This is a genomic window from Pacificibacter sp. AS14, assembly GCF_038899935.1.
In the GTDB taxonomy this organism is placed as follows: Bacteria; Pseudomonadota; Alphaproteobacteria; order Rhodobacterales; family Rhodobacteraceae; genus Celeribacter.
In genome coordinates, this window is sequence record NZ_JBBMQI010000004.1 from 74,796 (window position 1) to 92,458 (window position 17,663).

Annotated in this window: 18 protein-coding genes; 12 read left to right on the forward strand and 6 right to left on the reverse strand. The window is 53.0% G+C overall.

All coding sequences use genetic code 11. The annotated features are described in order from the left end of the window. Positions 1 to 52 precede the first annotated feature (52 nt). Positions 53 to 511: a peptidoglycan-binding domain-containing protein gene (locus WNY38_RS06060; RefSeq protein WP_342856436.1), complete on the reverse strand. Its 459-nt coding sequence runs from the start codon at positions 509 to 511 to the stop codon at positions 53 to 55. 332 nt (positions 512 to 843) lie between these two features. On the opposite strand from WNY38_RS06060, the gene WNY38_RS06065 reads away from it, so the two are divergent. From WNY38_RS06065 to purU, 3 genes are all read left to right on the forward strand, one after another. After that, positions 844 to 1,167, forward strand: coding sequence for a 2Fe-2S iron-sulfur cluster-binding protein (locus WNY38_RS06065; protein ID WP_342856437.1), 324 nt, complete (start codon positions 844 to 846; stop codon positions 1,165 to 1,167). After that, positions 1,167 to 1,895 carry a VCBS repeat-containing protein gene (locus tag WNY38_RS06070; RefSeq protein WP_342856438.1) on the forward strand — a complete coding sequence of 243 codons (729 nt, stop codon included), beginning with the start codon at positions 1,167 to 1,169 and terminating at the stop codon, positions 1,893 to 1,895. The genes WNY38_RS06065 and WNY38_RS06070 overlap by 1 nt, the downstream gene beginning before the upstream one ends. Positions 1,896 to 1,981: 86 nt before the next feature. Then, positions 1,982 to 2,866, forward strand: coding sequence for a formyltetrahydrofolate deformylase (purU, locus tag WNY38_RS06075; protein ID WP_342856439.1), 885 nt, complete (start codon positions 1,982 to 1,984; stop codon positions 2,864 to 2,866). A 474-nt stretch (positions 2,867 to 3,340) separates the two neighbouring features. On the opposite strand, the gene purD is transcribed toward purU, so the two are convergent. Further along, positions 3,341 to 4,603: a phosphoribosylamine--glycine ligase gene (purD, locus tag WNY38_RS06080; protein WP_342856440.1), complete on the reverse strand. Its 1,263-nt coding sequence runs from the start codon at positions 4,601 to 4,603 to the stop codon at positions 3,341 to 3,343. A 101-nt stretch (positions 4,604 to 4,704) separates the two neighbouring features. Here purD and xseA point away from each other — a divergent pair, with 101 nt between their 5' ends. Next, positions 4,705 to 6,237, forward strand: a complete 1,533-nt coding sequence (gene xseA, locus WNY38_RS06085; RefSeq protein WP_342856441.1) for an exodeoxyribonuclease VII large subunit — start codon at positions 4,705 to 4,707, stop codon at positions 6,235 to 6,237. A 29-nt stretch (positions 6,238 to 6,266) separates the two neighbouring features. Here the strand turns inward: xseA and WNY38_RS06090 are convergent, their stop codons facing one another. Beyond that, positions 6,267 to 6,668 carry a hypothetical protein gene (locus WNY38_RS06090; protein ID WP_342856442.1) on the reverse strand — a complete coding sequence of 134 codons (402 nt, stop codon included), beginning with the start codon at positions 6,666 to 6,668 and terminating at the stop codon, positions 6,267 to 6,269. Between the two features lie 55 nt (positions 6,669 to 6,723). Further along, entirely contained in the window at positions 6,724 to 7,794 is a 1,071-nt protein-coding gene (locus WNY38_RS06095; protein ID WP_342856443.1) for an alkane 1-monooxygenase, read from the reverse strand. A gap of 140 nt (positions 7,795 to 7,934) precedes the next feature. Between WNY38_RS06095 and ftsY the strand changes: the two genes are divergently transcribed. The 4 genes from ftsY to WNY38_RS06115 are packed head-to-tail and all read left to right on the forward strand — an operon-like array spanning position 7,935 to position 11,068. Beyond that, positions 7,935 to 9,095, forward strand: a complete 1,161-nt coding sequence (ftsY, locus tag WNY38_RS06100) for a signal recognition particle-docking protein FtsY (RefSeq protein WP_342856444.1) — start codon at positions 7,935 to 7,937, stop codon at positions 9,093 to 9,095. Continuing rightward, on the forward strand, positions 9,092 to 9,526 hold the full coding sequence (locus WNY38_RS06105; protein WP_342856445.1) for a hypothetical protein: 435 nt from the start codon (positions 9,092 to 9,094) through the stop codon (positions 9,524 to 9,526). The genes ftsY and WNY38_RS06105 overlap by 4 nt, the downstream gene beginning before the upstream one ends. A 12-nt stretch (positions 9,527 to 9,538) precedes the next feature. Continuing rightward, the gene (locus WNY38_RS06110) at positions 9,539 to 10,441 is read left to right on the forward strand and encodes a DMT family transporter (RefSeq protein WP_342856446.1); all 903 of its coding nucleotides are present in this window, start codon (positions 9,539 to 9,541) and stop codon (positions 10,439 to 10,441) included. A gap of 15 nt (positions 10,442 to 10,456) precedes the next feature. Next, positions 10,457 to 11,068, forward strand: coding sequence for an inner membrane-spanning protein YciB (locus WNY38_RS06115; RefSeq protein ID WP_342856447.1), 612 nt, complete (start codon positions 10,457 to 10,459; stop codon positions 11,066 to 11,068). Between the two features lie 84 nt (positions 11,069 to 11,152). Here the strand turns inward: WNY38_RS06115 and WNY38_RS06120 are convergent, their stop codons facing one another. Further along, the gene (locus tag WNY38_RS06120) at positions 11,153 to 11,860 is read right to left on the reverse strand and encodes a glutathione S-transferase N-terminal domain-containing protein (protein ID WP_342856448.1); all 708 of its coding nucleotides are present in this window, start codon (positions 11,858 to 11,860) and stop codon (positions 11,153 to 11,155) included. Positions 11,861 to 11,878: 18 nt separating this feature from the next. After that, complete coding sequence (locus tag WNY38_RS06125) at positions 11,879 to 12,814, reverse strand: alpha/beta fold hydrolase (protein ID WP_342856449.1); 936 nt, start codon at positions 12,812 to 12,814, stop codon at positions 11,879 to 11,881. A gap of 426 nt (positions 12,815 to 13,240) precedes the next feature. Between WNY38_RS06125 and WNY38_RS06130 the strand changes: the two genes are divergently transcribed. From WNY38_RS06130 to WNY38_RS06145, 4 genes are all read left to right on the forward strand, one after another. Further along, complete coding sequence (locus WNY38_RS06130; RefSeq protein WP_342856450.1) at positions 13,241 to 14,425, forward strand: aminotransferase class I/II-fold pyridoxal phosphate-dependent enzyme; 1,185 nt, start codon at positions 13,241 to 13,243, stop codon at positions 14,423 to 14,425. Between the two features lie 124 nt (positions 14,426 to 14,549). Next, on the forward strand, positions 14,550 to 15,656 hold the full coding sequence (gene folE2, locus WNY38_RS06135; RefSeq protein WP_342856451.1) for a GTP cyclohydrolase FolE2: 1,107 nt from the start codon (positions 14,550 to 14,552) through the stop codon (positions 15,654 to 15,656). 94 nt (positions 15,657 to 15,750) lie between these two features. Next, positions 15,751 to 16,104, forward strand: a complete 354-nt coding sequence (locus WNY38_RS06140; RefSeq protein WP_342856452.1) for a hypothetical protein — start codon at positions 15,751 to 15,753, stop codon at positions 16,102 to 16,104. A gap of 96 nt (positions 16,105 to 16,200) precedes the next feature. Next, positions 16,201 to 17,619 (forward strand): PepSY domain-containing protein, encoded by a 1,419-nt coding sequence (locus tag WNY38_RS06145; RefSeq protein ID WP_342856453.1) that lies wholly within the window; start codon positions 16,201 to 16,203, stop codon positions 17,617 to 17,619. The last annotated feature ends 44 nt before the right edge of the window (positions 17,620 to 17,663 follow it).

The following is a 17,663-nucleotide window of genomic DNA, read 5'->3' on the forward strand; positions in this document are numbered from 1 at the left end:
AAGGGCGGCCCTGAGCCGCCCTTTTGCTTGGAAAATCAATCTAATGTGGTGTTCATTCGGGGCGCGGCATTTCCACCAAACCCAGTTTGCGTGCCGCAGCCAGCGACAGAATTTCGCTGTCTAGCCCTTCGGACTTTTGATAGGCGGCGACCGCACGCCGCGTGGCGCGGTCAAATTTGCCGTTGACCTGTCCGTCATATATGCCGCGAGCTGCTAAAGCGCGCTGCACAGAGGCTACAAGCTGAGGGGTCAACGCTTCAGCGCAAAGCGTTTCAAACCACAGTTCTTTGCGCTCTCGTACAATGTCTTGTCGCGTTTCTGTGCGATAAATCGCGGGATATGACACAGTTCCATCAGAATCTATTTGGGGCGGCTGCACCAAAACCTGTTCGGTCACCGTTTCAACAATTGCAGGTGTTGTGTGACGTCCGTAACAGGCGTCGGGATCGGCGCCAGGGGGCGCAAAGGACGCATCGCCTGCCCGTAAAACTTCATCCGTAGGCCCAGACATTTGGCACGCACTTAGGCTTGCGCAAAGCGTGACAAAACCACAAAATCGCAATGCTGCGCGGGACGGGGCCAGAAACACCTGTAACATTTGCTTTGTGTCCGTTTTAGGATCGTTGCGTCAATCATAGCGCCAAAACCTTTGCAGTAAAAGGCCCGAGCTATACAAGGCGATCAGGCGCGCACTCGGTGCGATTTTCTACTTTCAATAACGTGCATACCCTTTACCCCTGACGATCAAGTGCTGGCGTTTGAACCGAGCAATACGTCCTTTTCTTAGTCGCGCGAGCACGATAGTTTACACATAACTTTTGTTGATTTCAGATAGGATTCCCCATGGCAAAAATCAAATATGTCGAATTCGGAGGCACAGAGCATGTTGTCGACGTGCCAACTGGTCGGACGGTTATGGAGGGCGCGCGTGACAATGCTGTGCCAGGTATTGATGCCGATTGCGGTGGTGCCTGTGCTTGTTCCACATGCCATGTCTATGTTGCCCCTGAGTGGGTTGAAAAACTTTCCCCTATCGATCCGATGGAAGAAGACATGCTTGATTTTGCCTACCAGCCTGATCCTGCACGCTCACGCCTGACTTGCCAAATCAAAGTGACTGACGCTTTGGATGGCTTGGTGGTCAACTTGCCTGAAAAACAAATCTGATGCGATTTGGGGCTGTATTCCTTGCGGGCGCGGCCCTTTTCGCCGTACCTGCAAGCGCGCAAAATATTGTGTCTGCCAAATACGTTACTTTAACTGATGTTTACGGGCATGGGGCTGTGACGGGCGGTGAACATGCCGAACTTGAGGTGATGCTCTCTGATGGCAAACGTCTTGGCGTGTCCTATCGCAGCGCGATTTTTGAAGACACCGCACCACGTTTGCATGACTTCGATAAAGATGGATCGCCCGAGATTGTCACGGTCGTGTCTTCCTTTACGGCAGGGGCGCGGGTTCAGGTGTTCACGCTTAGTGATGGTGCGTTGATCCCTATCGCGTCCAATGCCCCTATAGGCACCCGCAATCGTTGGCTGGCCATCGCTGGTATCGCCGACTTCAACGGTGACGGCATTGATGAGATCGCTTATGTGGATCGGCCGCATTTGGCCAAGGTGCTGCGACTTTTGTCTGTCGAAATCGATGGATCGGTTGGGGCCACCTCTGAGCTTGCATCGAAAGCTGGGCTGACAAACCATCACTTCCAAGCGCCGATTATCGAAGGTGGTGTGCGCAGCTGCGCGGGGCAGTTGCCTGTTGTTGTTACCGCAGATGCTGATTGGAAAAACATTGTTGAGACACGTTTGGTGAACGGCGATTTGCACAGCGAAACGGTCGCACCCTACGTTGGACCAACGAGTTTCGGTCCATATTTGATCTGCGACAAAGGTTAACTGAGCAGGCCTCCCGTACTCGGCGTGGCCTGTCTTGCCTTGATTGGCAAAATCTTTTTACACGATAGAACTAAGGACAGCGTGCCATGAGCTCACATGTTTTAACAGTCACCTGCCAATCGACCCGCGGTATCGTTGCGGCGATTTCGGGTAAGCTGGCGGAACTGGGGTGTAACATATCCGATTCTGCACAGTTTGATGATCCGGGCACCGGCCAGTTTTTCATGCGCATGAGCTTTGTTTCGGAACAGGGCTTGGACGAGGCGACACTTGAGAATGGCTTTGCGCCCGTTGCGCAGGCATTTGATATGCAATGGGCAATGCATGACGAGGCCACAAAGATGAAAGTCGTCTTGATGGTCTCGCGCTTTGGCCATTGTTTGAATGACCTTTTGTACCGCTGGCGCATTGGTGCTTTGCCAATTGATATCGTTGCTGTGGTCTCAAATCACATGGAATATCAAAAGGTTGTGGTCAATTACGATATTCTGTTTCACTGCATTAAAGTGACCAAAGAAAACAAGCCCAAAGCTGAGGCCGCGATCATGCAAGTGGTCAAAGACACGGGTGCTGAGCTGATCGTTTTGGCGCGCTACATGCAAATTTTGTCGGATGATATGTGTCAACAGATGTCGGGACGCATCATCAATATTCACCATTCATTCTTGCCGTCTTTCAAAGGGGCTAACCCTTATAAACAGGCGTTCGAGCGTGGTGTGAAACTGATCGGCGCTACAGCGCATTATGTGACGGCGGATCTGGATGAAGGTCCGATTATCGAGCAAGACACGGTGCGTATCACTCATGCACAAAGTCCGGATGACTACGTGTCCTTGGGACGTGATGTTGAAGCGCAAGTGCTTAGCCGTGCCATTCATGCGCACATCCACCATAGGGTGTTTATCAACGGCAATAAAACCGTCGTGTTCCCCGCTAGCCCAGGCAGCTATGCCAGTGAACGTATGGGGTGAGCGACGGTCTCACCGTAGGTGAGATCAATAGGTCTGGGGGACCTATTGAAGTCGCGAACGCCCGAGCACGCTTGCGAGGGCTGGGTGCTTGTTTTTGGTCTCACCGTAGGTGAGATCAATAGGTCTGGGGGACCTATTGAAGTCGCGAACGCCCGAGCAGGCTTGTGAGGGCTGGGACACGAGGGCTGGGACAGTCGACCCTTAGAAAATAAATACAAAACAACCAAAAGGCGCGCCGTTCGAGCGCGCCTTTTGTGTTTTCCAAGAACCTGCCAGCGGCTTTGCCGCCTGTATCATTCATGTATTTCGGGTTTTACCCTTTGGTTCTTGATCCCTTTATCGCGGATTAACCTTAAGAAGTGGTAAACACGACCAAGAGATTAAGAAACCCAAGACAATTGGTGGAAATATCTTCACCAAAGAAAAACGCCGCCCTAAACCAGACGGCGCTTTAAGGTCTCTCGGCAAGGTAAGTTAAAGCGCGCGCCAGCCAATATCTGTTCGGTTGAATCCTTCGGGCCAGTCGATGCCGTCGATCATCGCGTAAGCTGCATCACGTGCCTCGGATAAAGACGCGCCGCGCGCGGTCACGTTCAACACGCGCCCGCCATTGGCAACAATCATGCCGTCTTTTGATGCGGTGCCAGCATGAAACACCATGCGGTTGCTGTCGGCAGGCAGGGCGTTCAGGCCTTTGATCTCGGTGCCCTTTTTGTAGGCTGCGGGATAGCCGTCAGCAGCCATCACAACGGTCAAAGCGTGATCATCGGCCCAATTGGCTTGGGCTTTGTCCAGCGTGCCCTCAGCCGTGGCAATCAACAGATCAAGCGCTTGTGCGCCCAAACGCATCATCAACACCTGACATTCAGGATCGCCAAAACGACAGTTGTATTCCACAAGGCGGGGTTGGCCGTCTTTGATCATGAAGCCAGCGTAAAGCACGCCTTGGTAGGGCATGCCGCGTTTGGCCATTTCTGCGACAGTGGGTTTGACGATTTCGTCCATCGCTTTTTGAATCACACTGTCGGTCATCACAGGCGCAGGGGAATAAGCGCCCATGCCACCAGTGTTTGGCCCCGTATCGCCGTCGCCGACGCGTTTGTGGTCTTGCGCTGTGCCCAGGGGTAAAACGTTTGTTCCGTCACACAAGATGAACCAAGACGCCTCTTCGCCGTCCATGAATTCCTCGATCACGACCTCGGCGCCTGCTGCGCCAAATTCACCGCCAAACATATCGTCCACGGCGTTCAGCGCGTCTTGCAGTTCCATCGCCACGATCACGCCTTTGCCAGCGGCCAGACCATCGGCTTTGACCACAATCGGCGCGCCTTGGGCACGGATATAGGTTTTGGCAGCCTCGGCATCGGTGAAATGCGCATAGCCAGCAGTTGGCGCGCCGGAGGCATCACAGATTTCTTTGGTAAAGCTTTTCGAGGCTTCCAATTGCGCTGCCGCTTGAGAGGGGCCAAAGGTCAACACATTGGCGGCGCGCAAGACATCCGCCACACCAGCAGCCAAAGGCGCTTCAGGTCCGATGATCACGAACTCGATGGCGTTCTCTTCGACAAAGCTGAGCACAGCGTCGCCGTCGTTGATGTCAAAGTGCGCGCATTCTGCAATCGCCGCAATGCCAGCGTTGCCAGGAGCCACGATCAGCTTGTCGCATTTGGGGTTTTGCAGCACAGCCCATGCAAGCGCATGTTCACGTCCGCCAGATCCGAGAATGAGAATATTCATCGCGCCAATTCCTATGCTTCACCTTTTGTTGTTGGCGTTCTAAAGTCTGACCCAAGCTGACACAAGTCTAACAGTCGACCAAACAAGGCGCGCACTCCCCTATGTCTGACCTTTTCGAAGACGAAGCCCCAAAAGGCACCTCAAACGCACCGGAATTCACAGTATCTGAGCTTTCGGGTGCTGTGAAAAAGATTATCGAGGGCGAGTTTGGATTCGTGCGGGTTCGTGCCGAAGTGGGCCGCGTGTCTATGCCGCGTTCAGGGCATATGTATTTTGACCTCAAAGACGACAAGGCCGTGATCAATGCCGTGTCTTGGAAAGGCCAAGTTGCCAAGATGAAGGTCCGCCCCGAAGAGGGGATGGAGGTCATCGCCACAGGTCGCATGACGACCTTTCCGGGTGGCTCGCGCTATCAATTGATCGTCGACAGTGTGGAACCTGCAGGCGCGGGCGCTTTGATGGCGATGCTGGAAAAACGCAAAAAAGCACTGGCCGCAGAAGGTCTGTTTGACGCAGGTCGCAAGCAGCCTATTCCATATCTACCCGAAGTGATCGGCGTAGTGACCTCGCCGTCTGGGGCTGTGATCCGCGATATTTTACACCGCTTGCGCGACCGTTTTCCGCGTCACGTGTTAATTTGGCCTGTAGCTGTGCAAGGGCAAAACAGCGCGCGCGAAGTCGCCAATGCGATTGAACAATTCAACGCCATGCCTGTGGGCGGGGTAATTCCGCGGCCTGATTTGTTGATTGTTGCGCGGGGCGGTGGTTCTGTTGAAGATCTTTGGGGCTTTAACGAGGAAATTGTCGTGCGCGCGGCGGCGGCCTCAAACATTCCGCTGATTTCTGCGGTGGGCCACGAGACAGACACCACCTTAATCGATTTCGCTTCAGACATGCGTGCCCCCACGCCGACAGCCGCCGCCGAAATGGCCGTGCCAGTGCGTCGCGAATTGTGGGTTTTGATCCAAGAGCAAAAAAGCCGTATGGCGCGGGGGCTGTCCCAAGGGTTGCAACGTCGCAAACAACGCCTGTCGGATTTGGCGCGTGTTATGCCCGCCAAAGAACGTCTATTGGATGTGCCGCGTCAGCGTGTTGATCAAGCTGATGCGCGGCTCGGGCAGGCCTTGGTGTTGAGCGTCAGTAAACAGCGCAATCGTTTGACCTCGGCCTCTGCAGGGTTGCGCGTGAACCTTTTGCAATCCAAAGTGGATCGCGGTCGCGAGCGTCTGAATGCTTCGGCACGTAGTCTTGATCCTGTGCGCTTGGCCGAGGTGACCCAGCGCAAACGGGATCGTTTTGATCAAGTCTCTGCACGTCTCGTTCTCGCCGCACGCGCCCAAGAACAGAAACGTCGTCAGTGGCTTGAACGCCTTGAGGCTATGCGCCAAGCTATGGGATATGAGGAAACGCTCAAACGTGGGTACGCTGTGATCCGTGATGCATCTGGTACTTTGGTCACCTCAGTAACTGACGCGGCCAAGATGCACGAGGTTCAGTTCTCTGATGGCCGTGCGCAGATTAAGGGTGCCGCATCCGCAGTAACTGCACCACAAACCCCGATCGAAAAATCAAAGCCAAAATCAAAAACTAGAAAGCCAAAGCTACCAGCGCCTGATCAGGGGTCTTTGTTCTAAAACCCGTGCTCTAAATCAGCGACTTGGACCTAAACGCCCAAACCCGGTGCCATGCAGGCCAATGGACCGTCCGTTGTCCATGCTTCATACAATTCCGTGCCGCTGTTGCCGTTGAATACAGCTTTGAGTTTGTCGTCCTCAAGATAGAAGCTCCAGCATTGTGGGGCGTCGCCATCTTGGTAGACAAAGCAAATGTTGTCTTCCTTTTCATACCAAACGCCCTCCATGCAGGTGTCTTCATCGAAAGCCCAGCGAACGCGGTTGTTTGGCAGATATTGTTCTGCGCCATAGGGCTCACCGTTTTCTGCAAACGTAAGCGTTTTGCCGGTGGCGTATGCATCGAATTCAGCGCCGGACAAAGGTTCGGCGGCTGTGGCAGCGGAGGCTGCAAACAACGTTACAGCGAGCGGAAGAAGGATATGTTTAATCATTTTCTAACATTGCCATTAGAACGCTATTCAGGCCAATCACATTATTGACAAAAGGTTAACTTGTGTGTGCTGGCTTATTCTGGTCCATGATCTGGTCCACGCGACGATCCATCACCCTGCGCCAAGCGTTGGGGAACAAGGCAAGTGTCGCCATCGCGGGCAGGGGACGCGGCCACATCGGCATATCGGGCGTGACCTTCAATGCGACATAGGGCGTCATTGGATGCGCATGGTGATCCGAATGGTGTGGCGCATTCAGCATCAAAAAGGAACTAAACCAATGAGGGCTGTTCCATGAATGCGCGGGTCCCACGGGTTCAAAACCACCATTTGGTAAAGTGCGACGGCGCAACCCATAGTGCTGAACATAGTCGGACAACATCAACTGGCTAGAGGCATAAAGCGACAATGCTATGTATATGATAAGTCCAAGCAATCCACCGATTAATGTGGCCAAAATTAAGCAAAAAATTGCCCCGCCAAAATAGAGCGCATAAGGATGTAATCCGCCTTTTTTTGCCTGCGCCCGCATCGTACTTTCAGCCAAAAGCCCCGCTTTAAATGAGCCGATCCAAGCGCGAGGTAAAAATCTGTAAAAGCTCATGCCTTTGGGGGCAGAATTGGGGTCCATATCGGTTGCCACAAACCGATGATGTACTTTTGGATGTGCCGAGGTGTGATGTCCAAACAGGATCGAAATATAGACCCATGTTCCAAGTCGGCGGTAAAGCGGTCGCGTGCGGTGCACCAGCTCATGAGCATTGGAATTTGACACTTGACCAAAAAACAAACCTGTTGCGAGAAATACTGAAAATTTTTCCCATCCACCAAGTGTGCCGTGTGACAAGGCATAGATCACCAGAGGCAAAAGACAAAAATGCGCGACCGCCAAGACGGCAGACAAGGCATTCGCAGCGGGAAATTCGGTTTCAGGGTCCGATGGTGAGCGCGCGAAACGGACCAACATATCAAGCCCGTATGACAATATTGTCATATAAAACAGCGCTATCGCGGTCCAAGTGCCCCCGAATGTCGCTGCGAGCGCTAGCAATAGGACGGGAAAGCATGTCGCAGCAGCAAAAAATCGCACCACATGATGGTTGGGCTTAGAGGCTTGGTGTTTCATCGTGTATCCTTGACGTTAACCGCCTTTTACACGCCAAAAGTTATGAAATCACTCGATATTTCGGCGCATCACCGTTGGCTTGCTCTTCCATCCAAAGGGATTCGGCATTAAGTCTGCCAAATCTGGAAAGGTGGGTGTCCATGTCTCTGTTTGGAAAGCTCAAAAATCGTCTTTTGAAAACATCGTCCAAATTGGATGAAGGGTTAGAAGCGATTGTCAAAGACACAACGCAAGAAACCGCACCTGTTTCATTACAGGATGAGGCGGTTTTGCCTATTGTTGAGACCCCTGATGTGCAGGCACCTGAGCTTGCCGACTCGCAGGATGACGTGGCCGAAACGGTTGTAGATCAGGCACCTGAACCAGTTATACACGTCACAATTGCCCCCGTTGTTGAAGATCCAGAGCCGAGCAAGCCTGGCCTTTTGGGACGGATGTTGGGGCGCAAAGCCAGCCCGACAGCGGCGCGCCGTGTGCTTGATGACGAGATGCTGGAAGAACTCGAAGAACTGTTGATTTCTAGCGATATGGGCGTCGAAACTTCGATGCGCGTCACGGCTGCGATGGCCGAAGGACGGTTTGGTAAAAAACTGTCAGCGCAAGAAATCAAAGAACTGATGGCGCGCGAAATTGCACGGATCATGGAACCTGTCGCCAAACCATTGCCGATCTACCAAAAGACCCCGCAGGTGGTTTTGGTCGTCGGTGTAAATGGCTCTGGCAAGACAACGACAATCGGCAAACTTGCTTCGCAATTTCGCGCTGCCGGCAAATCTGTTGTCATCGCGGCAGGCGATACATTTCGCGCCGCAGCTGTCGAACAGTTGCAGGTCTGGGGCGAGCGCGCAGGCGTGCCTGTTTTGACAGCACCCGAAGGGTCTGATCCAGCTTCGCTCGCATTTGATGCTATGACCGAAGCACAGAATATCGGCGCAGATTTGCTGATGATTGACACTGCAGGACGTTTGCAAAACCGTGCGGATTTGATGGAAGAACTGTCAAAAATCGTCCGTGTCATCCAGAAAAAAGACCCAAGCGCGCCACACAACACATTGTTGGTGCTTGACGCAACAACGGGCCAAAACGCGCTTAACCAAGTGGAAGTGTTTCAAAAGCTTGCGGACGTATCGGGCTTGGTGATGACCAAATTGGATGGCACGGCCAAGGGCGGCGTTTTGGTTAGCTTGGCCGATAAATTTGGCCTGCCGATCCATGCGATTGGTATGGGCGAACAGATTGATGATCTGGTTCCTTTTGACCCTGAAGATTTTGCCGCCGCCCTGATGGGCTTGGAGGAATGATGCTTGAAATTCGCAAAGCCATAGGTCCAGACAATTGGGTGTCCGAAGGCGACGTCGTAGAGCGTCGCGAAGCTATGCAAGACTTGTTTTACGACCACGCTTTGTGCCCGTCACAAACCGAAGAAGACTGGCCCGATGATCGCCAGCTTTTTTCTGAAATGGTTGTTTTGGATGGCACGCGTGTTGTCGGCACGGCGATGTTGGTGTTGGACCCCGAGCGTGAAGACATTCAGCTTCGGGTGTTTGGCGTTGGGCTTTTACCGGATTACCGCACGGATTTTATCATAACGGCGCTTGAAGAACAGTTGATCACAGACAGCTATTTGGATGACAGTATGCCCTTTATCGAAGGGGCAGATGGGCGATTGATCACCAATCCTGCCGCTGATTTTGAAGGTATTCCGCTGCGTCCTCGACGCCTTGCCGCGTAGAGAATATAGCACATGAGCAGCTGGATTACGTCATTAGAAGGCACAGACCTTGGGCATCAACTGGCGCTGATCCTTGCCGTTTCTGCAGCGATTTTACACGCGTTTTTTGGGGCCTTACAAAAAGGCCGTCACGATCCATGGCTCTCACGCGGAGCGATGGATTTTTGTTACGGTCTGATCGCAGCGCCTTTCGCGCTTTTTGTTGTACCTTGGCCAGAACCACATATGTGGCTGATTTTCGCGGGCATGTTTGTTATTCACACCTGCTATAAAATCGCCCAAGGCTACACCTACTCAAAGGGTGCCTATACGGTTGTTTATCCCGTCGTGCGCGGCACCGGTCCACTGTTTACGGTGATCGGCGCGGGTTTCGTGTTTGGTGAGCATTTTACGGCTCAGCAGTGGTTTGGCGTTGGGGTGTTGATAACAGGCATTTTTGGGTTGGCTGCGTACAATCTGCGCACAATTACCATCGGTCGCGACACCATGGTGCCTGCTTTGATGTTGGCCGTTTTAACAGGCGGATTTGTTGCGGTCTACACCACTTACGACGCTTACGGAATTCGCGCGACGGCGGATCCGTTTACGTTTTTGGCATGGTTCTTCTTTCTTGACGGATTTGTGATGCCTGTGGTCGCGACGGTGCGTTATCGCCGTATGATGGATCGCCCCGATCTGTTGCCTTTGATGAAACGGGGACTTTTGGGCGGTATCATCGCCTATTTTTCCTTTGGTTTCATCATGTTGGCGACACGTTTGGACAATGTTGGCGAAGCGGCTGTGCTGCGCGAAACCTCGACTGTTTTCGCAGCTTTGATTGGCTGGCTGGTGTTGAAAGAAAAAGTAGGACCGCGTCGTTTGGCGCTCATGGCTTTGATCGCTCTGGGCGCTGTGATAGTGGAAATGGGCGGATAACGTGAAGGACGCAACATGTCGGAAAAGAACGTGAAACCTTGGGTGAAAACAGCGCTTGAAATGGGCCCTGTTTTGGCATTTTTCGTAGGGTATATCTTGCTCAAGGATCGTGAGTTTGTGGTCGCAGGCGAGACCTACACGGGCTTTGTTGCGATGACGGCAATGTTTGTGCCGCTTTTGATGCTGTCCACATTTGTCTTATGGCGTTTGACGGGAAAGCTGTCTGCGATGCAGATCATGACGCTGGCGCTTGTCACTGTTTTCGGCGGCTTGACGATTTTTCTGAATGACGAGCGATTTTTCAAAATGAAACCGACGATGATTTACGCGCTGTTTGCGGGCATCCTCGGGTTCGGTTTGCTGCGTGGTCAAAGCTATCTGCGTGTGGTGATGGGGGAAATGATGCCCATGGATCATGAGGGCTGGATGAAGCTGACCCTGCGGATCGCGCTGTTGTTTCTGGCGTTGGCCGTGGCGAATGAGTTGATCTGGCGCAACCTGTCAACTGAGACGTGGGTGAAATTCAAAACCTTTGGCCTGCCGATTGTGATGTTCGGGTTCTTCATGACGCAATCTGGCCTTTTGGCACGCCATACGATCGAGACAGACGAAAAAGAAGCGTCTTAAGCGTCTTTGAACTTTTTCATGCGAACAAGAGCACAGAATGGTTTTTTCTGTGCTCTTGTCGTTGAGGGCTGTTCTTAGAGCGAGCTAAGATCTTTTGCCGAACATGTTTTTCAGGGCTTCTTTATCTTCCGCAGCATTTTTACGTTTTTCAGCGCCTAAAGCGCGGCCACGGATCACACCAGGACGTGCGCCCACGGTATCAAGCCACCGCGCCATATGTGGTTTGTCGTCCAGTGTTTGTTGCTGGCCTTCCCAAAGGCTGGCCCAACCCCAAATCGACATATCCGCGATGGAGTAGAAATCTCCCGCGACAAATTCAGACTTGGCCAATTGGCGATCTAACACACCGTAAAGACGTGCAGTTTCATTGCGGTAGCGGTCTTTGGCATAGGGCAGGTCGTTGGGGGGATCCATCGCTGGGGCATATTTCAAAAAGTGATGCGCCTGTCCCGCCATCGGTCCAAGCCCGCCCATTTGCCACATCAACCATTGATCAACGGCGATGCGGTCGCGCTGCGTCGGTCCACAAAACTGGCCTGTTTTGCGCGCGAGATACTGCAAAATCGCGCCACTTTCAAAGATCGAAATGGGTTTGCCGTCGGGGCCATCATGATCGATGATGGCGGGCATGCGATTGTTCGGGGCAATTTTCAAAAACTCTGGCGCAAACTGATCACCAGCGCCGATGTTGATGTCATGGGTGTTATAGGGCAGGCCCAGCTCTTCGAGCATGATGGACACTTTCCAACCGTTGGGTGTTGGCCAAAAGTAAAGATCGATGGGATTTGACATGGTGACTCCTTTTGGGAATCAGAATGTCGCCTTTTTGATGAATGGCAAGGACATTTGCGTGTCTGGCCAAGCAATAAGTCGTGACCAACGTGGTGTGCTTTTTTGGGGCAGTTGCGACTGCAGCAACCCTGCAGGTAGTAAATCCGGCGTGCGGATCAAAGCTGTGTAAAAGGCAAAAGCGCCGGGGCGGACATAAGCAGACCAATGACAAATCCGGCGATTGGGGGCTGCAATTTTAAACCCAAGCTCGTGAAGTTTTTTCAGGGTTGGCTGATCGTCAATCTGTACATCAATCCAGTTGTGCACAGCGCCTCCGAGTCCCGTGCCTAAAGCCGCATCGAATTTTTCAGAACCTCCGACAAGTCGTTCCAGTAAGGCATCATAGATGTCATTTTCACGCGAGGTGATGTTGATGATATCTGCGGTTTTGCCCGCTGGACTGGCCAAAGCCTGCATTGCGTTGCTGCGAAAATCGGCGGCGGCCAGCAAAATGGCACGGCGCACTGCACCTGCTTTTGCGCAGGTCAAGGCGCGCAGAGCCACGCGCGCGCCGAGCGAATGTCCAACCAAATAGACGGGGCGATCTATGGCATCAATCAGTTTGGCGGCTGCATCTCCTGCTGCGCGTGCGGTCGAAAACGCTTGCCAAATACTTCCTCTGGCTGACCAGCCCAGAGCAATGCACAGGCCCTCGTTGTCAATCCCGCGCCCAAACCCCAAATGCCGTGGCCAACTCATGGCTTTCCAACAGGATTTTGACGGGTTGAGAGACAAGATATGTTTGTGCGGTGAAGTTGTTTTGTGCAGCGGCGAGAATTTATAGCCATGGATGCAAATGACGATGGGCGCGTCTTTGGATAAGGCTTTCAGCGCAGCTTGAAGCGCGCTATGAGCACATCCGCCGCCATCCAGCACTAGGTGGCCATCGACCAAATTGAGGCTCAGCAAAGGCATAGGCGTGCTCCTTGAGTGGCCATCCAAGCGGCAAGCTCTGGAAAAGGCGTCCAGAGGCAAAACCGCTGGGGCGTGTCGTCTGTCTATTTGAGAGTGGATTGAGAATGCATCAAACTCGTGAAGGTTTTATTACACCGGCGTTACGCGTTGAAAATTTTAGACATTTGCAGCCACCGCATAGTCGCCAAACTCCGAAGGTGCTGTGTCATATATTGACAGCGGAGCCGCCGCTGGGTACCAAAACCACAAGCACGTGGCGATTTGTTCACCGGATTGCGGGCCACGTTTGTGCATTTGTCAAAACGCACCTTTAAACACACCGCTAAAGAGGTCAGGACGAGACGCTTATGCGCCCCCCGCTCTTGATCACGCTGGTACCTCAGTGGGTCACTACGGGGTTTTTTTTGAATGCGAAGGAGCCTAAAAATGGCGAAATCAGATTGGAAAATGCGCACGAAATTGGTGCATGACGGCACCCGTAGGTCGCAGTATGGCGAAGTGTCCGAAGCGATGTTTTTGACCCAAGGCTTTGTCTACGACACGGCTGAGGCAGCTGAACAGCGCTTCATCGAAGTTGGATCGGACGAATTCATTTACGCACGCTACGGCAACCCAACAACGCGGATGTTCGAAGATCGCATGGCGTCTATCTTAGGCTATGAAGATGCCTTTGCTTGTGCTTCTGGCATGGCGGCGGTGAACGGTGCTTTGATGGCGTTGCTCAAAGGTGGCGATCATGTTGTGTCGTCACGGGCTTTGTTTGGCTCGTGCCTTTACGTCCTCGAAGACGTTCTGGCGCGTTTCGGTGTCGAGATCACATTGGTCGATGGCACGGACGCAGCCGCCTGGGATGCCGCCATTCGCGATGACACCAAAGTGGTGTTCTTGGAAAGCATTTCCAATCCGACGTTGGAAGTGATCGATCTGAAACATGTCTGTGATGTGGCACATGCCAAGGGTGCTTTGGTTGTGGTGGATGACGCCATGGCGACGCCGATTTTCTCATACGCACAAAGCTGCGGCGCCGATGTTGCCGTGGTTTCCACTACGAAACATGTGGATGGGCAGGGGCGTGTTTTGGGCGGTATCATTGCCGCGTCACGCGATCTGATCCGTGGTCCGATTGAAACCTACCTTAAGCACACCGGTGGTGCGATGAGCCCGTTTCATGCTTGGGTGCAGCTCAAATCTTTGGAAACACTCGATCTGCGCGTGCGTCAACAATCAAGCACCGCTATGGCGATTGCAGAGGCGCTTGATGGGCATCCAAAATTGAATGCTGTGCGCTTTCCAACGCATCCTGCGCATCCACAATATGAGCTGGCGAAATCGCAAGGCGAAAGTGCCGGCACTGTTTTGGCAATTGACGTCAAAGGCGGCAAGGACGCGTGTTTCAAGTTTTTGAACGCGTTGGAGATCTTCACCATTTCCAATAATTTTGCGGATGCCAAATCCATCACGACGCATCCTGCGACCACCACGCATGCGCGTTTGCCGGACGAGCAAAAAGCCACTTTGGGCATTTCGCCCGGCTTGGTGCGCGTGTCTGCGGGCTTGGAAGATGCGGATGATTTGATTGCGGATCTCTTAGCCGCTTTGGATCAAGTCTAATTATGTTTGGCGCGCTGCGATTGTGGCGCGCCAAAAAATGCGATCTAAAATAAACTCGCAGACGTACCCTTTGTATATTGGCTCAAAAAGCTTATATCAACAGGATCTCTGAGAGGAAAAGCTCATGAATATTCGCGAAAGCCATATGGATAAAAACGCCAAACGGGCAGCGGCTGAGGCCGCTCTTGTGGCGTTGCGTGCATGGGCGCGTTCCTCCACGCCGACCGAAGTGGCCGAGCTTGATCCCGCGATCGCGCGGCTTTTGCCCGAAACGCAAGATTTGGCCAATTACCCAGCGCTGCGCCGTGCATACCCTGAAGATTTCGCAGTCGACGAAGCCTACCGCGATACTTTGCCGGATTTGCAGAACGGGCCCGAAAGCCTGATCAAAGGCGCCAAGCAGCACATTCAACATGTGGGCATTTCCAATTTTCGTCTGCCGATCCGTTTTCACACCCGCGACAATGGCGATTTGACGCTTGAGACCTCAGTCACAGGTACTGTGTCGCTTGAGGCCGAGAAAAAAGGCATCAACATGTCGCGGATCATGCGGTCCTATTACAAACACGCGGAACGGACCTTTTCGTTTGATGTGATTGAAGCGGCGTTGGATGATTATATCACGGATCTTGATAGCTTTGATGCTCGCATTCAGATGCGGTTTTCTTTCCCGATGAAAGTGCCATCTTTGCGGTCTGGCCTGATGGGCTATCAATATTACGATATAGCGCTTGAGTTGGTTGAACGCACGGGCGTACGCAGCAAAATCATGCATTTGGATTATGTTTATAGCTCCACTTGCCCGTGCTCGCTTGAACTTTCCGAACATGCACGTGTGACGCGTCAGCAATTGGCGACGCCGCATTCGCAGCGCTCTGTGGCGCGAATTTCTGTCGAAGTGTTACCGAACCAGAACTGTTTGTGGTTCGAGGATCTGATCGACCTGTGCAGATCTGCCGTGACAACAGAAACCCAAGTCATGGTGAAACGAGAAGACGAACAGGCCTTTGCAGAACTGAACGCCGCAAATCCAATTTTTGTCGAAGATGCTGCGCGTCTGTTTTGCGAAGCATTGCAGGGAGAGGGACGTATCGGAGATTTCCGCGTCGTGGCCTCGCATCAAGAAAGCCTGCATTCGCATGATGCCGTGTCTGTGCTGACCGAGGGCGAAACCTTTGCCGCTGCCAGCCTTGACCCCAAACTGTTCAGCACGTTGTTTCACGTCGGTTAAGCCGATCCGTTTTTCACGTGGCATGCTGTCGCACCTCACGGTTATGTGATCAATTCGTTTTCATAACGCTGGTTCAATAGCTATGATTTTGGCCATGATGCGTATCATACACATATTGCTGTTTTGGGGGGTGGCCTCTGGTTTGGTCGTGCCCAAGTCAACAGTTTTGTTGTCAGAATTGGGCATCATCAGCGGTCATGTGATCGTGATTTGTACTGGCGAAGGCCTGCTAAAAATCAATCTTGATGCCGATGGCAATGCCGTCGAGGTCGACATGGACAGCGATCCTTGCGCGATGAGCCATGCGATTGACGGTTCTGACGTCAAACCTTTTGCGATGCCCCATCCATCGTCTTTCGAACTTGCCGACTATCCACGCCCTTATGAGGTCCAAGGCCTTGTTGTCGCGTTTTCTTCACAGTTTGCCCGTGCTCCGCCGCAGGTTTGAGGCTGATCTAAACTTCATCTCAAATTCAAACTGACCATGCCGGACGCGAAAATTGCGCAGCAGCAAGCGCGCCGCATGGGTATTCGGAGATATTCAATGATCACAGATGATCAAAATCTCACGCAAGTGGGAGGGCACCTTGTGTCCCAAGACGACGCATCGCGTGTCGCAAAATTTTATCGTGCCGCTTGGCGTTGGCATTTCTACGCAGGGGTTTATGTGATCCCGTTTTTCATCATGCTGGCCACGACTGGCCTATTGATGATGTGGATTGCGTTCATCGATGGACGTGACGGCGAACGCACAGTCGTGATGCCACAAGAGACGGCTATGGCGGTCTCTGTTCAGGCCAGCGCCGCCTTGGATGCCGTGGCTGGTGGCGCTCTGATTCAATATGTAGCGCCGCGAGAAAAAGATCTGGCGGCAATTTTCCGAGTCGATTCAGGCGACGGCGCCATGACCGTCGTGGTTGACCCGTATTCGGCCACTGTGTTGGATTTATTCCCACGCCGCTCTGGGCTGTACGACCTCATGAACAATATCCATGGCACGATTTTGTTGGGTGTCACAGGCGACCGCATGATCGAAGTCGCGGCATCCTTGGGGCTGATTTTGGTCGCAACGGGGCTGTATCTTTGGTGGCCGCGCAACGGCGTCAAGGCGCAATTGAAGCCAAAATTCTCCGCACGCGGGCGTGGCCTGTGGAAAAATCTGCATTCTGTTGTCGGGTTTTGGAGTGCCGGAATGCTGGTGATCTTTCTTATCTCGGGTCTGTCCTGGGCCGGTGTCTGGGGCGAAAAAATGGTGCAGGCTTGGTCAAGCTTTCCTGCCGATAAGTGGGGCGCGCCTTTGTCTGAAGTCACACATGGCGCGCTGAATGATGGTCCCAAAGAGGTGCCTTGGGTGCTTGAACAAACGCCGATGCCCGCATCGGGGTCTTTGGCGGGCGCAGATGGCCTAAAGGCTGGTGTGGCTGTCACGCTTGACACTGTTGATGCTTTGGCACGCAGCATTGGCTTTGAGGCTCGGTATCAGCTGAATTTGCCATCGGGGGATACAGGTGTTTGGACCATGAGCCGCGATTCCATGAACACCGACAGTGCCAATCCAATGTCTGATCGCACGGTGCATGTGGATCGGTATTCCGGCAAAATCTTGGCTGATGTGCGGTTCGCTGAGTATTCACTGATGGGCAAAGCCATGGCGGTGGGGATCGCGTTCCATATGGGAACCATTGGCCTGCCGTTTGTGCTTTTGAATACAGCGTTTTGTCTGTCGATCATTTTTCTATGCATCTCGGGTGTCGTGATGTGGGTCAAGCGGCGCCCTGAAGGCGAAAAAGGCGTCAATCCACCGCCAGCCCCACGCGACATGCCTGTGTGGAAAGGGGCTGTTTGTCTGGCGCTCGTGTTGTGTTTGGCATTCCCCATGGCGGGCATCGCAGTGATCTGTGCGCTTTGCATTGATCTTGCCGCGGAAGCGGTCCGCAGCCGCCGCATGCGCGCAACAGTTTAAAGCAATGAGGTGGCTGTGCGGGATCGTATGGCCATCTTTTCCAC

Excerpts from the sequence above, each read along its gene's own strand:
- ftsY (WP_342856444.1), top strand. The coding sequence starts at position 7,935 with ATGTCTCTGTTTGGAAAGCTCAAAAATCGTCTTTTGAAAACATCGTCC.
- purD (WP_342856440.1), bottom strand. The coding sequence starts at position 4,603 with ATGAATATTCTCATTCTCGGATCTGGCGGACGTGAACATGCGCTTGCA.
- WNY38_RS06110 (WP_342856446.1), top strand. The coding sequence starts at position 9,539 with ATGAGCAGCTGGATTACGTCATTAGAAGGCACAGACCTTGGGCATCAA.
- WNY38_RS06145 (WP_342856453.1), top strand. The coding sequence starts at position 16,201 with ATGATCACAGATGATCAAAATCTCACGCAAGTGGGAGGGCACCTTGTG.
- WNY38_RS06105 (WP_342856445.1), top strand. The coding sequence starts at position 9,092 with ATGATGCTTGAAATTCGCAAAGCCATAGGTCCAGACAATTGGGTGTCC.
- WNY38_RS06140 (WP_342856452.1), top strand. The coding sequence starts at position 15,751 with ATGATGCGTATCATACACATATTGCTGTTTTGGGGGGTGGCCTCTGGT.
- WNY38_RS06130 (WP_342856450.1), top strand. The coding sequence starts at position 13,241 with ATGGCGAAATCAGATTGGAAAATGCGCACGAAATTGGTGCATGACGGC.
- WNY38_RS06060 (WP_342856436.1), bottom strand. The coding sequence starts at position 511 with ATGTCTGGGCCTACGGATGAAGTTTTACGGGCAGGCGATGCGTCCTTT.
- folE2 (WP_342856451.1), top strand. The coding sequence starts at position 14,550 with ATGAATATTCGCGAAAGCCATATGGATAAAAACGCCAAACGGGCAGCG.
- WNY38_RS06070 (WP_342856438.1), top strand. The coding sequence starts at position 1,167 with ATGCGATTTGGGGCTGTATTCCTTGCGGGCGCGGCCCTTTTCGCCGTA.
- xseA (WP_342856441.1), top strand. The coding sequence starts at position 4,705 with ATGTCTGACCTTTTCGAAGACGAAGCCCCAAAAGGCACCTCAAACGCA.
- WNY38_RS06095 (WP_342856443.1), bottom strand. The coding sequence starts at position 7,794 with ATGAAACACCAAGCCTCTAAGCCCAACCATCATGTGGTGCGATTTTTT.
- WNY38_RS06065 (WP_342856437.1), top strand. The coding sequence starts at position 844 with ATGGCAAAAATCAAATATGTCGAATTCGGAGGCACAGAGCATGTTGTC.
- WNY38_RS06125 (WP_342856449.1), bottom strand. The coding sequence starts at position 12,814 with ATGCCTTTGCTGAGCCTCAATTTGGTCGATGGCCACCTAGTGCTGGAT.
- WNY38_RS06090 (WP_342856442.1), bottom strand. The coding sequence starts at position 6,668 with ATGATTAAACATATCCTTCTTCCGCTCGCTGTAACGTTGTTTGCAGCC.
- WNY38_RS06115 (WP_342856447.1), top strand. The coding sequence starts at position 10,457 with ATGTCGGAAAAGAACGTGAAACCTTGGGTGAAAACAGCGCTTGAAATG.
- purU (WP_342856439.1), top strand. The coding sequence starts at position 1,982 with ATGAGCTCACATGTTTTAACAGTCACCTGCCAATCGACCCGCGGTATC.
- WNY38_RS06120 (WP_342856448.1), bottom strand. The coding sequence starts at position 11,860 with ATGTCAAATCCCATCGATCTTTACTTTTGGCCAACACCCAACGGTTGG.